Here is a 13236-nt window from a genome sequence, read left to right as displayed (position 1 = left end):
CAGATCAAGCTCTGTGCCGGAATGGCGATTGATAGGATTTATTCGCCCTGGTAATACTCCGGCGCCAGGTTGTCGAAGCGGGTGTACTTGCCCACGAAGGCGGCGCGGCAGGTACCTATCTCGCCGTTGCGCTGCTTGCCGATAATCAGCTCGGCGATGCCCTGGTCGGGGCTGTCCTCGTTGTAGTACTCGTCGCGGTAGATAAACAGGATCACGTCTGCGTCCTGCTCGATGGCGCCGGATTCCCTCAAATCCGAGTTCATCGGCCGCTTGTTGGGCCTCTGTTCCACGCCGCGGTTGAGCTGCGACAGGGCGATTACCGGGCAGTCGTACTCCTTCGCCAGGGTCTTGAGCGAGCGGGAGATTTCGGAGATCTCCTGGGTGCGGCCCTCGTTGCTGCCGGCCACCTGCATCAGCTGCAGATAGTCCACCATGATCAGCGCCGGCATGCTCTTCGCCTCGGCCTCCTCGCGGGTGAGCTGGGAATTTTCCCGCATCAGCTTGTTGGTGTGGTCGCGCACAGTGCGCTTGGTGCGGGCACGCACTTCGCTCGGCGTCAGTGCCGGGGTATCGTCGATGTAGAGCGAGCGGCCCTTCATCTTCTGCACGGCGCTGGAGAGCTTGGGCCAGTCGTCTTCCTGCAGCTTGCCGTTGCGGATGCGGCCCTGGTCGATACGGCCGATGGAGGACATCATCCGCATCACCAAGCTGTCGGACGGCATCTCCATACTGAATACCAGGGTGGGATTGTCCTGGGTCAGCATGGCGTGTTCGATAAAATTCAGCGCCAGTGCGGTCTTGCCCATGGACGGGCGCGCGGCGAGGACGATCAGCTCGCCCGGCTGCCAGCCGGAGGTGCGCTGGTCCAGTTCGGTAAGGCCGGTGCCCATACCGGTGATGTCGCCCTCGCTCTTGAACAGCTCGTCGATGCGTTCGACGGTCTGCTTGAGCAGGGTGTCGACGCCGACAAAGCCGCCGTCCTTGGCGCGGCCCTCGGCGATCTCCGCCACGCGGCGCTCGGCCATCTGCAGCAGGTCATTTGAGGCCAGGCCGCCGGGATTGAAGCTGGTGCGACTGATCTCGCCGGCGGCGGCGATCAGCTGGCGCAGCATGGAGCGCTCGCGCACGATCTTGGCGTAGGCGACGATATTGGCTGCGGACGGGGTGTTCTCGGCCAGTTCGGCCAGGTAGGCGGGGCCGCCCACCTCCGCCAGCAGGTCGCGGCTGGCGAGGGCTTCGGCCAGGGTGACGATATCCAGCGGTTGCTCGCCGTCGCTCAGCTCCAGCATCACCGCGAAGATCTTGCGGTGGCCGGCGGAGAAGAAGTCCACTTCGCCCAGCTGCTCGGCGACCGCATCGATGCGGCCGGAGTCCAGCATCAGGCCCCCCAGCACCGACTGCTCCGCCTCTATCGAGTGCGGCAGCGGCGAGACCTCCTGGGCCTGCTCTTCTTCGGGGACGGCGTATTCGTCGTTCATAGTGGGCTTACTGGCTACCGGAAACAAAAACGGGCGCTGGACACGCCCCGTTTGCAACGGGGAATCCAGCGCCCGATTGTAGCGCGACCAATTCGCCCGGCGCGAATCCGGGCAGCCAGAGGCTGCCCGAGGTGGGCCGGGTGGAATCGGTGCGCGGCGCTTACTCCGCCTCGACCACTACCTTGACGGTGGAGATCACGTCGGCGTGCAGCTGTACGTCGACTTCGTACTCGCCCACTTCGCGCATCGCGCCCTCCGGCAGCTTCACTTCGGCCTTGGCCACTTCGACGCCGGCGGCGGTGATCGCCTCGGCGATGTCGCGGGTGCCGATGGAGCCGAACAGCTTGCCTTCCTCGCCAGCGTTGGCGGCGATAGTCACGGACAGGCCTTCCAGCTTGGCGGCGCGGCCTTCGGCTTCGCTCACCTTGGCGGCGGCGGCGGCTTCCAGCTCGGCGCGCTTGGCTTCGAAATCGGCGATGTTGGCCTTGGTGGCCGGGATCGCCTTGCCGGTCGGCAGCAGGAAGTTGCGGCCGAAGCCGGCCTTCACGTCAACGCGGTCGCCCACATTGCCCAGCTTGCCTACTTTATCGAGCAGAATAACTTCCATCTCGGTTTCCTCAATTTCAGGTAATGACTCTCCCCTGGAGTTCCCTCTCCCTGGGGAGAGGGTTAGGGAGAGGGGGCGCTGATCGAAGCCCTCTCCCCCGGCCCCTCCCCCGCAAGCGGGGGAGGGGAGAGTCGTCACGATTTCAGTTTGGTGCGGAACGCGCCCCGTTACCTGGCGGTGCGCCCGCGAATATCGATCCAGCTATCTATCAGTGCGAGTCCGCACAGGAACCCGGCCAGCGGCAGTGCCGCAATCACCAGGGTGACGTACAGCGCCACCAGTGGTGCCCTGCCCCAGCCGCGACTGGCCACCAGCCAGTGGATCAGGGCAATGCCGGCCACCACTACCGGGAAGGCCACCACGGCGCCCCAGAACACATAGTCCGAGGAAACCAGGCAGTAGACCCACACCAGCATGGCCACCGCCGCCAGCGGCACCGGCATGCGCAACTGGTGGAACTCCTGGCGGAAACCGCCGGGGTTGTACAGCAGCGCCTGCCAGTAGCGCCCCAGCACCAGCGCCAGGGAGGCGGTAATCGCCGAAACCCAGCTCAGGTAGCCGGTGGCCAGCGGCTCGCTGCCGAATATCTCCCGCAGTTGCCCGGCCTGATCACCGCCGGAAGCCTCGGCGGCTTCCAGCAGGCTGTTCAGCAGCCCGCCGCTGAAGTAGGCGGTGAGCAGTATGCCGCCGGCGGCGGTCGCCGCCACCGCCACCAGGGCCGCGGCCCAGGAGCGGCTGCTGCGCAGCACCAGCGCGCCGCAGAAAACCGCGGCGAAGTGGCTGCTGGCCAGTCCGATCATCAGCGGCGACATGAGGCCGCTGAATCCCGCCGCGACTACCGGCAGCATGGCCCAGGCCAGCACCATCAGGCCGTCGTTGCCACCGCGGCGCAGGCTCACCAGCCCCAACGCTGCGGGGCTGATCAGCGGAATGCCCACCATGGTGGTGAGCACCGCGCGCACACGCCCGCGCATGATGAATTCGGCCAGGGCGCGCACGATCAGATAGCGTCTCTGTTGTTACAGTGTCTAAGCACGAAAACCTTGGGTTTCCGGCTCAGCCTTCGTGGCTGTCGGTGTACGGCAGCAGGGCCAGGTAGCGGGCGCGCTTGACTGCGGTGGACAGCTGGCGCTGGTATCTGGCTTTGGTGCCGGTGATACGGCTCGGAACAATCTTGCCGGTTTCGGAGACGTAGGCCTTCAGGGTATCGAGATCCTTGTAGTCGATACGCTTGACGCCTTCGGCGGTGAAACGGCAGAACTTGCGACGACGGAAAAAACGTGCCATCTGATAATCCCCTTACTTGTCGCTTTCGGCGTTGTCGGAAGACTTCTCTTCCGCTGTCTCGGAGGAAGACGTCTCTTCTTTCTTGTCTTCCTTCTTCTCGTCCCGCTTCTCGCGACGCTCGGTGCGTTCCTGGCGGGCGGCCTTGCGCTCACGGCTCTCTTTTTCCGCCTTCATGATCGGGCTCTCGTCGGTGATCGCCTCGTCTTCGCGGATTACCAGGTTGCGGATGACGGCGTCGTTGTAACGGAAGTTGGTGGTCAGCTCTTCCAGAGCCGCGTCCGTACACTCGACGTTCATCAGCACATAGTGCGCTTTGTGGATCTTGTTGATCGGGTAGGCCAGGCGGCGGCGGCCCCAGTCTTCCAGGCGGTGGATCTGGCCACCGCTGTCCTTGATGGTCGCGCTGTAGCGGTCGACCATGCCGGGCACCTGCTCGCTCTGGTCCGGGTGGACCAGGAATACGATTTCGTAATGACGCATTGTTGCTCCTTACGGGTTAAAACAGCCTCCCGGGTTATCCGATGAGGCAAGGAGGGCAACGGGCCCGGGGATGGACCGCAGGCCTGTTGCGGGCGGCGTATTCTATGGGGTCGGGGGAGTGGTTGCAAGTTGATCAATGCGGGGGCCCGCGCCCCGGAGCTACCGGGGGGCAGGCAGGCTCCGCAACCCGGCTCAGAAGGTGTAGCGGAGCCCCAGACTGGCCTCGGTCCTGTCGTGGGTATACAGGGCGAAGTTCTCCTCGTTGTCCGCAATGGAGACTTTGCCGGCCAGCCGCAGTCGCGGTGACAGGTAGAGCTGCGACTCCAGCCAGGATTTCACCCGCTCGCCTTCCCGGGCCTTTTCCTTTGCGGTGCCGTCGGTGTCCGTCAGGGTGTTGAGGCCGTCGTAGTCACTGGTGCGGTACTCGACGCCGGCGGACAGCGTCCAGTTGTCCCGCAGCGGCCACTCCAGCTCGACAGCGGCACTGTGCCGGGTGGGGGAATAGCTGTAGAAGTCGCCGTTGTCGCGCTCCAGGTCCGCCCGGTCGTCGATGTCCAGCCGATAGAGGGCATTGACGGTCGCCCGCCCCAGCGGTCGCGCGAGCTTTGCCTCGACGCGGTGGCGCCAGCCATCCAGGTGCCTGTAGTCGCTGCCGCCGCTGTAGTGGCCGGGCAGGTAGGCGAGACTGACACGGTTGCCGGCGAACGCCCGCTGCAACCGGCCGGTGAAGCGGGTGGTCCGGGCGAGGGACTCGCCGCCCAGCGAGGTGCTTTCGGCGGCGGCGCCCAGTTCCAGGCGCCAGCCGTTCCAGCTCAGGTCGCGGGACACCCCCAGGTTGTAGCTGTCGATATCCAGCGAGTCGTACTCGGCGTAGCCGCGGCGGTAGGCGAAGCCCTGCAGTCGCCAGCCGTTGTCCGCGGTACCCGCCAGGCGGTACTGCCCCCAGGCGAACACTTCCGAGTAGCGGTCTTCGGCCAGGGTGGAGTCCACCAGCAGTTCGTCCTGCAGGGCGAAGGCGTTGTCGGTAAAGCCGGCGGAGGCGCTGGCGAGGGCCGTCCATTGCCTCGAGGCGGTAGCGGTGCGCGGCTCACTCGGTGCCAGCGCGGCCAGGCGCTTGCCCGACAGCGCGCGCAGCCTGTCGGATTCGGCCCGCGCCTGCACCGCTCGGTAGTGTTCCCTGGCGCGGGCGCTGTCGCCCCCTTTCTCCGCCACCAGCCCCAGTTGGAAGCGCGCCAGGTCGCGCCACTGCGGATACTCCAGCAGTCGCTCGAACCACCGGCCGGCCTCGGCGTAGTCGCCCAGTTTGAAGTGGCTGACGCCGATGTTGTATGTCAGCTTCGCGCTACTCCCGCCCCGGCGGCGCTCCGTTTCGAACAGCGCCAGGGCGCGCCGGTATTCGCCGCTCTTGAACGCCGCCGTGCCGCGGGCAAAATCGTCCTGCGCCTGTGCCATCGGGGCAGCGCTGACCAGCCCCAGAAGTGATGCCATTATTGATGTCTTGAACCACATTGTTATTGTCTCGTCGTCCCCAAACAAGGACGGCCGGGACGTTGCCGCCCGGCCATCTGCAACTTCATATTCCGGACTTCGGGGTCCGCGCCGGCTGCCACACCGAACGCCGGGCCCCGCGCCCGCCCGTTCCGGCTGCCAACTCAGCTTCCCGGAACATTGCCCGGAAGATCGTCCGGGATATTGTCGGTCGCGTCGTCGACCGCGGAATCCGGATCCAGCGGCAGGTGATCGCGGACGTCTTCGGGAATGTTGTCCAGCACATCCTCGGGCACATTTTCTTCCGCGCCGCCGGACAGGGCATTGTTCAGCGCTTCCTCAGCGGCTTCACTGGCGTTGCTCGCCGCATCCCGGGCGGCGCCCTCGGCGTTTTTCACCGCCTCCCTGGCCCGCTCCGAGGCCTGCTCGGCGACACCGCCGGCAGCGGCCTGCATTTCTCCGGAGCCCTCCGGCTCTTCACCGGTTTCCTCTTCACCGCGCTGGCGGGCCGCATTGGCAGTGGAGAGACCCAAGGCGGCGGCCTCTCTGGCCGTGTCGCTGGCCTCTTCCGGCAGCTCGATCACATTCACCGCATCCTCGACCGTATCGTCGGCCTCCACCACGCTCACCGTCACGTCCAGATCCTCGCCGTCGGCGAAGACCGGCGCGCTCAACGGCGCGGAGACAAGCAGTGCCAGGGACACTGTTCTACTGAATTTATCCATTTTCTGAGCCTCACTTCTGTGTTTTGGGGAAGGGTCGTCAAATTTTTGTCGTCGGCTGCGGCCGGGATCTGTCGGCGGACCCAGCCTGAACCGGCACCCGGAACTCTCTGCGCGCGCCCTCGTGCTCGATGCGGATCACTATTTCCGCCTCGCCGCCCGTCTGTCGCATCTGCACCGGCAGGGTCAGCCGGTTGGCGCCGGCGCTCAGGTCCGCCTGCCACTGCAGTTGCCGGGCATCGCCGTAGCCCTCCAACGCCAGATTGGGCGGCAGGGAGACCTGAATGGTGGCGCCCGAAAGGCTGCGGGGCGTATCCAGGGAGACGCTGACCGGCAGTGCCGCCACCGCCTCGGGGGCAGGTGCCGCCGGCTGTTGCCAGCGGGGCACTGCCATCAGCACCGCCAGCAGCAGGCTGGCGGCGGTCGCCAGCTGCCAACCGCGCACACGGGAACGCTCCCGGCTCTGTGGCATTGCCGCGGCCAGCGCGCGCCGTTCGAAATCCTCCGCCGGTTCCGGCGCCGGCATGGTGCGCAGCAGGCGCGCAATTCTGAGATCCTCGGCGCCTTCGCGACAGTCGGCGCACCGACGAAGATGAGCCAACAAGTCAGCGCTGTTCTGCTCGCGCATCAGCTCCAGTTCCCGCCTGGCCTGATTACAATCCATACTCACCTCCTCGACACCGGTTAACACGCGTAACTGCGCTCGATGGTTCCCGGCTGCAGCGCAATTCTCAGTTTTTTGCGCGCCCGGTGCAGTCGGGATTTCACCGTGCCCACATTGATTTCCAGGATCTCCGCCACTTCCAGCGCCGTGTGACCCTCCACATCGTGCAGCAACACTACATCGCGCCAGCCCTCGTCCAGCCCCTCCAGGGCCCGGTTGAGGGTCCGCTGCAGTTCCAGACGCCGGTAGTCGTCGCGCTCGTCGATCAGTCGCTCGCGGAAGAAGGCGTCGTCGCTGTCCCAGTGGACGCTGTCGTCGATGGGCGAACTGACGCGGCGGCGATAGAGGTCCACATGCCGGCGGTAGAGCACCTTGACCAGCCAGGGGCCGGGCTTGTCCACCGCCGCCAGCTCCTCCAGCCGGGGGAAAAGGCGCGTCAGCACATCCTGCACCAGGTCTTCGGCCTCGGCGGAATTCTGCGTCCAGCGGTAGGCCATGCGGTACATCAGCCGGAGATGCGGGCGCACCAGGGCGGTAAAGCGGTCCTGCGGCGCTGCGCGGCCGCGGAAAAACTGCATCAGACTCAACCCATTGCTCCTTTGCCGATAACCCCGATCGAACTATTAACACGCAGAAGACCGCCAAAAGGTTCCGCAAAAAAATAATTTTTCCAAAACAGATTTCGTGCGCATAAGGCACTTACACGAAAATGCTATACAAAAAGTTCCAGGCGCAATTTAATTTTAATTACGCGCGAAAAATAACGATTTAAATCTCAAAAATCCGGATTGTGCGTAATTGTAATTGCACACCCTCTTCGCTAGCTTCATTCGACGGGCGATTGCCATGGCCGGCGGCAGACTGGCGCCGGCGGCAATCTGTCACGCCCGAGAGAAGTTGTGCACGGGTATCTGTTTGCCCGGTAGGCGCAGTTCTGTGTTGTTGCGTCGAAGTATCACCTGGTTCAGTGGTCGGATATCCGATCCCCGCCGGAGTTTCCCCGGCATCCAATAATAAATCACAAGGTAAACTTTGACATGAGACAAAAACTATTCATCGCGGCTATTGCCGTTTCGGCGAGCGCAGTAACCCAGGCCAACCAGCCGAGCTTCACCACCAGCCCCGCCGTCGCCGACGTGCACAACCGGTGTATTGTGCGCTTCCACGACAGTTTCTCCGGCGCGGATGCGGTGGGCACCGCCAAGCGCCTGGCCGCCCGGGCCCGGGCGGCCGGTCACGCCAACGCGGCGGCGCAATACGTGTACCGGCATACCATCAAGGGGGCCACTCTCAACCTGTCGTGCACTGCGGCCAGCGCGGTATTCGGCGGCGACTCCTCCATCCTGCGCATGACCCCGGACAGCGTCGTCCGCGTCAGCGCGCAACCGGATTCCGACGACATCGGCACCGCCGGCCAGGTCACCCCCTGGGGTATTGCGCGGGTGGGCGGCAGTGTCGACGGCAGCGGCCGCGATGCCTGGATCATCGACACCGGCATCGACCTGGACCACGCCGACCTGAACGTGGACGGCAGCCGCGGCTTCACCGCCTTCACCCGCGGCCCGAGCAAGGACAAGATCGATGACGACCACGGCCACGGCACCCATGTGGCCGGCACCGTGGGCGCGATCGACAATGGTATCGACGTGGTCGGGGTGGCCGCCAACGCCACCGTGATCCCGGTCAAGGTGCTGGACAAGCGCGGTTCCGGCACCACCTCCGGCGTGATCGCCGGCATCGACTATGTGGGTGCCAACGCCGCTCCCGGCGACTGCGCCAATATGAGCCTCGGCGGCGGGGTCAGCCAGGATCTGGACGATGCGGTCGTGGCCGCTTCGGAGAACTCCGGCGCCTACTTCGTGCTGGCCGCGGGCAACGACGGCGACGACGCCAACAACCACTCGCCGGCGCGCGCCAACGGCACCTATGTGCGCACCATCTCCGCCCATGACGACGCCGATACCATGCCCTCCTGGTCCAACTGGGGCAATCCGCCGGTGGACTATGCGGCACCCGGCGTGGATGTCCTGTCCACGGCCATGGGCGGCGGTACCACCACCTATTCCGGTACCTCCATGGCCTCACCCCACGCCTGCGCGGTGATGATGATGACCAACGGCAATCCGAATACCGACGGTACCGTCAGCGGTGACCCGGACGGCGACCCGGATTCCATCATTCACCTGTAAATCTCCCGCTGTTTCTTGTTGCTTGGAGTTGGCCGGGTCCCAGACCCGGCCTTTTTTATGGGAAGGGGAAAGCGGACGGCCGTGAAAGGAGGGAGTTTTCGCGGGCAGGGACCGGGCGTCAGGCCCGACGCTGGCGCACCGCTTCGAACAGGCAGACACCGGTGGCGACGGAGACGTTCAGGCTGCTGACTTCGCCGGCCATGGGGATCTTGATCAGGTGATCACAGTTTTCCCGGGTCAGGCGGCGCAGGCCGGAACCCTCAGCACCCATTACCAGTACCAGCGGGCCGGTGAGTGAAACCTGGTAAATATTCTGTTCCGCCTCGCCGGCGGCGCCGTACAACCACAGGCCGGCCTGCTGCAATTGCTGCATGGTGCGCGCCAGATTGGTGACGGTGACGAAGGGCAATATTTCCGCGGCACCGCAGGCGACCTTGCGCGCGGTGGGCGTGAGGCCGGCGGATTTGTCCTTGGGGGCGATGACCGCGTGTACGCCGGCCGCCTCGGCGGAGCGCAGGCAGGCGCCGAGATTGTGCGGGTCGGTGACGCCATCGAGAATCAGCAGGAAAGGCGTCTCGCCTTTTTCCTCCAGTTTTTTCAGTAACTCTTTCAGGAAGCGTTCGTCGTGGACTTTCGCCTGCCCGGCACAGACGGCGACCACGCCCTGGTGGTTGCCGTCGTCGCCGACTTTTTCGTCCAGCGCGCGGCGATCCACCTGGCGCAGTTTGATATTGTTTTTTTGCGCTTGGCTGAGGATTTTCTGCAGGCGCTGGTCTTTGCGGCCGCGCAGTAGCAGCAGTTCCCGCACCTGGTGCGGGGAACTCTTTAACAGGGCCTGGACGGCGTGGAAGCCGTAGACGATCTGGTCGGGCATGGTGTTTTGTTCCAGTCACGGGGAGAGGGCATCGAACGGCACCCCCTCTCCCTAACCCTCTCCCCGTGGGAGAGGGAATTGTATGGGGTAATAGTGAATTCTCTGTCGGAATCCCGCCCTGAAACCCCAAAAAATAGCTCCCCTCTCCCACCGGGAGAGGGGCCGGGGGAGAGGGCCTCGAACGGCGCCCCCTCTCCCTAACCCTCTCCCCGAGGGGGAGGGAACTGTATGGGGTGATAGTGAATTCTCTGACGGAATTCCGCCCCGGAAACCCAAAAAAATAGCTCCCCTCTCCCACCGGGAGAGGGGCCAGGGGAGAGGGCATCGAAGGCCCCCCCTCCCTAACCCTCTCCCCGCGGGAGAGGGAACTGTACGGGGTGATAGCGGATTTTCTGTCGGAATTCCGAGCCTATTTTTTCCGGCGCCTGGCACCGGCCTTGTTCTTCTTGGCCTTGCCGTTGGCCCGGGCGGCCTTCTGGGCCGCCTTGCGGGCGGCGACCGAGGGGCGCTTTCCGCCCTTGCGCGGCGGCGTGCGTTTGGGGCCGCTTTTTTTGCGCGGCTTTTCCCCCTCGCCGGTTTGCGGTTGCGGCGGGGTCGCCTCTACCGGTACCGCTTCAGTGGAGCCCACCTTGCGTTTGCGGAAAGGCGTAACGCCGGCTGAAGACTCCGCTCCGCGATCCCAGGGGGAGGCTTTCTTTTCCCCGGCCTTTTTAGCCGCTGTTGGCGCCCGATCAGGATTTTCTCCAGGCGTCCAACCAGCGCCGCCACCAGACTTTTTTGCCGGGGGCGCCCCCGGCTTTCCGGGCTTTTTTACGGGGGGCACTCCCATCGTTTCCGACTTTTTTGCCGGGAGCACTCCCGGCGTTTCGGGCTTTTTTGCCGGGGGTACTCCCTGTTTTGCGGGCTTTTTCCCGGTTTTTCTCCGGCCCTGTCCGGCCGGCGTCTTGTCCGCCTTTGTTTCGGCCCCGCCCTGCACTTTTTTTCGTGCTTTGCGCCTGCGGCCTTTTTGCGCCTTGCTACCCGACTGCGATACCAGCTCACCGAGGGTGAAGTCCACCTTGCGCTCCTCCAGGTCGACCCGCGCCACCTGCACGGTGACCGAATCCCCCAGATGGTAGCGGGCGCCACTGCGCTCTCCCACTAAACGCTGGTGCGCCTGTTCGAAGCGGTAGTAGTCCTTGGGCAGCGCGGTGACATGCACCAGTCCCTCCACGTAGAGGTTGTCCAGCTCGACAAACAGGCCGAAGCCGGTGACGGCGCTGACCACACCGGGGTAGGTCTCACCCACATGGTCCTGCAGGTACTCGCACTTGAGCCAGCTGGTCACGTCGCGGGTGGCGTCGTCGGCGCGGCGCTCGGTGGTGGAGCAGTGTTCGCCCAGCTGCACCATCGCTTCCATGTTGTAGGGAATAATCCGCTCCCTGGGCAGCGCTTCGGCGCCGGGCTCCGTGTGTACCTTCTTCGCCACCGCCGGTGGGTTGGCGTTGCCGTTGCGGATCAGCCAGCGCAGCGCGCGGTGCAGCAGCAGGTCCGGGTAGCGGCGGATGGGGGAGGTGAAGTGGGCGTAGGCGCGGTAGTCGAGGCCGAAATGGCCGCGGTTCTCCGGCTGGTAGACCGCCTGGTTCATGGAACGCAGCAGCATCATCTGCACTATGTGCGCATCCGGGCGTTCCCCCACCTGGTCCATCAGGTGCTGGAAATCCATCGGCTGCGGCTCTTCGCCACCGGGCAGGCGCAGGCCCAGTTCGCCCAGGTATTCGCGCAGGTTTTCGAGCTTCGCGGCCTTGGGCGTGTCGTGCACCCGGTAGAGCGCCGGCAGTTCCGACAGCTCCATCAGTTCCGCCGCGCAGACGTTCGCGGCCAGCATGCACTCCTCGACCAGCTTGTGGGCGTCGTTGCGCTGTACCGGCACGATGCGCTCGATCTTGCGCTTGGGGTCGAAGATGATGCGCGTCTCGGTGGTCTCGAAATCAATCGCGCCGCGGCGGTCGCGGGCGCCGCGCAGGGCCTTGTAGAGGTCGTGCAGGTTGTCCAGGTGCGGGGTCAGTGCGGCGAACTGTTTGCGCATGTCGCTGTCGCGCTCGTCGATGATCTGGCCCACCTGGGTATAGGTCAGGCGCGCGTGGCTGCGCAGCAGGCCCTCGAAGAAGCGGTAGTCGAGGATGCGGCCGTCCAGGTCGATGTGCATCTCGCACACCATGCACAGCCGGTCCACTTCCGGATTGAGCGAGCAGAGGCCGTTGGACAGTTTTTCCGGCAGCATGGGCACCACGAAGTCCGGGAAGTAGACGGAGTTGCCGCGGTTGTGGGCCTCCTCGTCCAGCACCGTGCCGGGGCGCACATAGTGGGAGACGTCGGCGATGGCGACCATCAGCTTCCAGCTGCCGTCCTTTTGCGCTTCGCAGAAGACGGCGTCGTCGAAATCGCGGGCGTCTTCGCCGTCGATGGTCACCAGCGGCAAGTCGCGCAGGTCGACGCGGGCTTTCTTGTCCTCTTCCAGCACCTCGTCGGCGATGGCGTCGACCTCGGCCTGCAACCCCGCCGGCCAACTGTGGGGAATGCCGTAATTGCGGATGGCGACGTCGATCTCCATGCCCGGCGCCAGGTGGTCACCGAGCACTTCGCTCACCTCGCCCTGGGGCACGCTTTTGCGACCGGGCTGGGTGGTGATATCCACGACCACATACTGGCCGTGCCCGGCGCCGGCGGTCTTGTCCTCCGCCACCATGATATCCAGGTTGATGCGCGGGTTGTCCGGGCGTACGAAGCTGATGCCGTTCTCGTGGAAGAGGCGCCCGGCCAGTTCGTGGGTGTTGTGCCTGAGCACCCGCACCACCGCGCCCTCGCGCTTGCCGCGGAAACCGCCGGGGGTCTCGCGCACCAGCACCTCGTCGCCGTCGAATACCTTCTTCATCTGGCGGTGGGACAGGTAGAGGTCGTCGCCGCCGTCGCGGGGGGAAACGAAGCCGAAGCCGTCCCGGTGGCCCATCACGCGGCCGCGAACCAGGCTCATCTTGTCCAGCACGCCGAAGTCGCCGGCGCGGTTGCTGGCGATCTGGCCGTCGCGGGACATGGCGATCAGGCGACGACGCACGCCCTCGCGGCGGTCCTCGTCGTCGATTTCCAGGGCGTCGGCGACCGACTCCCAGGACACCGGTTCCGGCAGCTTCTCCAGGTAATCCAGCAGGAACTCGCGGCTGGGAACGGGTTTTTCATACTTTTCCGCCTCGCGATCCGCATGGGGATCGGTGCTGGCGGGGGGATTTTGGGGTTTGTCTTGGGTCAAAACAGCATCCGTTGTCGAAAGGGCCGCCGCACCTGCGGCGGAGGCCGGGGTCTCCGGCCAGGTGAATCGGGCCGGCGGGATCTGGAGCCGGCCAGCTGGCCGTAGTCTACTAGCGAACCACTGCTCCTGCGCAAATGCGCTTGCATCTGGCCGCTTAACGG

General features: G+C 65.1%; 12 protein-coding genes. 1 reads left to right on the top strand and 11 read right to left on the bottom strand.

Going from position 1 to position 13236, the window contains the following annotated elements; genetic code table 11:
* Positions 1-38: 38 nt before the first annotated feature.
* From dnaB to OQE62_RS05720, 9 genes are all read right to left on the bottom strand, one after another.
* Positions 39-1478: a replicative DNA helicase gene (dnaB, locus tag OQE62_RS05760; protein ID WP_265721046.1), complete on the bottom strand. Its 1440-nt coding sequence runs from the start codon at positions 1476-1478 to the stop codon at positions 39-41.
* Between the two features lie 160 nt (positions 1479-1638).
* Complete coding sequence (gene rplI / locus OQE62_RS05755) at positions 1639-2085, bottom strand: 50S ribosomal protein L9 (protein WP_265721045.1); 447 nt, start codon at positions 2083-2085, stop codon at positions 1639-1641.
* A gap of 167 nt (positions 2086-2252) precedes the next feature.
* Entirely contained in the window at positions 2253-3083 is an 831-nt protein-coding gene (locus OQE62_RS05750) for a hypothetical protein (RefSeq protein WP_265721044.1), read from the bottom strand.
* A 58-nt stretch (positions 3084-3141) separates the two neighbouring features.
* Positions 3142-3372 (bottom strand): 30S ribosomal protein S18, encoded by a 231-nt coding sequence (gene rpsR / locus OQE62_RS05745; protein WP_265721043.1) that lies wholly within the window; start codon positions 3370-3372, stop codon positions 3142-3144.
* 12 nt (positions 3373-3384) lie between these two features.
* The gene (gene rpsF / locus OQE62_RS05740) at positions 3385-3852 is read right to left on the bottom strand and encodes a 30S ribosomal protein S6 (protein WP_265721042.1); all 468 of its coding nucleotides are present in this window, start codon (positions 3850-3852) and stop codon (positions 3385-3387) included.
* 192 nt (positions 3853-4044) lie between these two features.
* Positions 4045-5340 carry a tetratricopeptide repeat protein gene (locus OQE62_RS05735; RefSeq protein WP_265721041.1) on the bottom strand — a complete coding sequence of 432 codons (1296 nt, stop codon included), beginning with the start codon at positions 5338-5340 and terminating at the stop codon, positions 4045-4047.
* Between the two features lie 164 nt (positions 5341-5504).
* Positions 5505-6065, bottom strand: a complete 561-nt coding sequence (locus OQE62_RS05730) for a hypothetical protein (protein WP_265721040.1) — start codon at positions 6063-6065, stop codon at positions 5505-5507.
* A 37-nt stretch (positions 6066-6102) separates the two neighbouring features.
* Positions 6103-6726, bottom strand: coding sequence for a hypothetical protein (locus OQE62_RS05725; protein WP_265721039.1), 624 nt, complete (start codon positions 6724-6726; stop codon positions 6103-6105).
* A 20-nt stretch (positions 6727-6746) separates the two neighbouring features.
* Positions 6747-7304, bottom strand: coding sequence for an RNA polymerase sigma factor (locus OQE62_RS05720; protein ID WP_265721138.1), 558 nt, complete (start codon positions 7302-7304; stop codon positions 6747-6749).
* A 459-nt stretch (positions 7305-7763) separates the two neighbouring features.
* On the opposite strand from OQE62_RS05720, the gene OQE62_RS05715 reads away from it, so the two are divergent.
* Positions 7764-8915, top strand: a complete 1152-nt coding sequence (locus OQE62_RS05715) for a S8 family serine peptidase (protein WP_265721038.1) — start codon at positions 7764-7766, stop codon at positions 8913-8915.
* Positions 8916-9033: 118 nt separating this feature from the next.
* Here OQE62_RS05715 and rlmB read toward each other — a convergent pair whose 3' ends face one another.
* Positions 9034-9789, bottom strand: coding sequence for a 23S rRNA (guanosine(2251)-2'-O)-methyltransferase RlmB (rlmB, locus tag OQE62_RS05710; protein WP_265721037.1), 756 nt, complete (start codon positions 9787-9789; stop codon positions 9034-9036).
* Between the two features lie 409 nt (positions 9790-10198).
* Positions 10199-13075 carry a ribonuclease R gene (rnr, locus tag OQE62_RS05705; RefSeq protein WP_265721036.1) on the bottom strand — a complete coding sequence of 959 codons (2877 nt, stop codon included), beginning with the start codon at positions 13073-13075 and terminating at the stop codon, positions 10199-10201.
* Positions 13076-13236 lie beyond the last annotated feature (161 nt).

Origin of the sequence: Microbulbifer halophilus, assembly GCF_026183675.1 — a bacterium.
Taxonomy (GTDB): Bacteria; Pseudomonadota; Gammaproteobacteria; order Pseudomonadales; family Cellvibrionaceae; genus Microbulbifer; species Microbulbifer halophilus.
Note: the sequence above shows the minus strand (reverse complement) of the source record. Positions and strands in the feature narration are given on the sequence as shown.

Excerpts from the sequence above, each read along its gene's own strand:
- rplI (WP_265721045.1), bottom strand. The coding sequence starts at position 2,085 with ATGGAAGTTATTCTGCTCGATAAAGTAGGCAAGCTGGGCAATGTGGGC.
- rpsF (WP_265721042.1), bottom strand. The coding sequence starts at position 3,852 with ATGCGTCATTACGAAATCGTATTCCTGGTCCACCCGGACCAGAGCGAG.
- OQE62_RS05730 (WP_265721040.1), bottom strand. The coding sequence starts at position 6,065 with ATGGATAAATTCAGTAGAACAGTGTCCCTGGCACTGCTTGTCTCCGCG.
- OQE62_RS05720 (WP_265721138.1), bottom strand. The coding sequence starts at position 7,304 with ATGCAGTTTTTCCGCGGCCGCGCAGCGCCGCAGGACCGCTTTACCGCC.
- OQE62_RS05715 (WP_265721038.1), top strand. The coding sequence starts at position 7,764 with ATGAGACAAAAACTATTCATCGCGGCTATTGCCGTTTCGGCGAGCGCA.
- rpsR (WP_265721043.1), bottom strand. The coding sequence starts at position 3,372 with ATGGCACGTTTTTTCCGTCGTCGCAAGTTCTGCCGTTTCACCGCCGAA.
- OQE62_RS05725 (WP_265721039.1), bottom strand. The coding sequence starts at position 6,726 with ATGGATTGTAATCAGGCCAGGCGGGAACTGGAGCTGATGCGCGAGCAG.
- dnaB (WP_265721046.1), bottom strand. The coding sequence starts at position 1,478 with ATGAACGACGAATACGCCGTCCCCGAAGAAGAGCAGGCCCAGGAGGTC.
- rlmB (WP_265721037.1), bottom strand. The coding sequence starts at position 9,789 with ATGCCCGACCAGATCGTCTACGGCTTCCACGCCGTCCAGGCCCTGTTA.
- OQE62_RS05735 (WP_265721041.1), bottom strand. The coding sequence starts at position 5,340 with ATGGCATCACTTCTGGGGCTGGTCAGCGCTGCCCCGATGGCACAGGCG.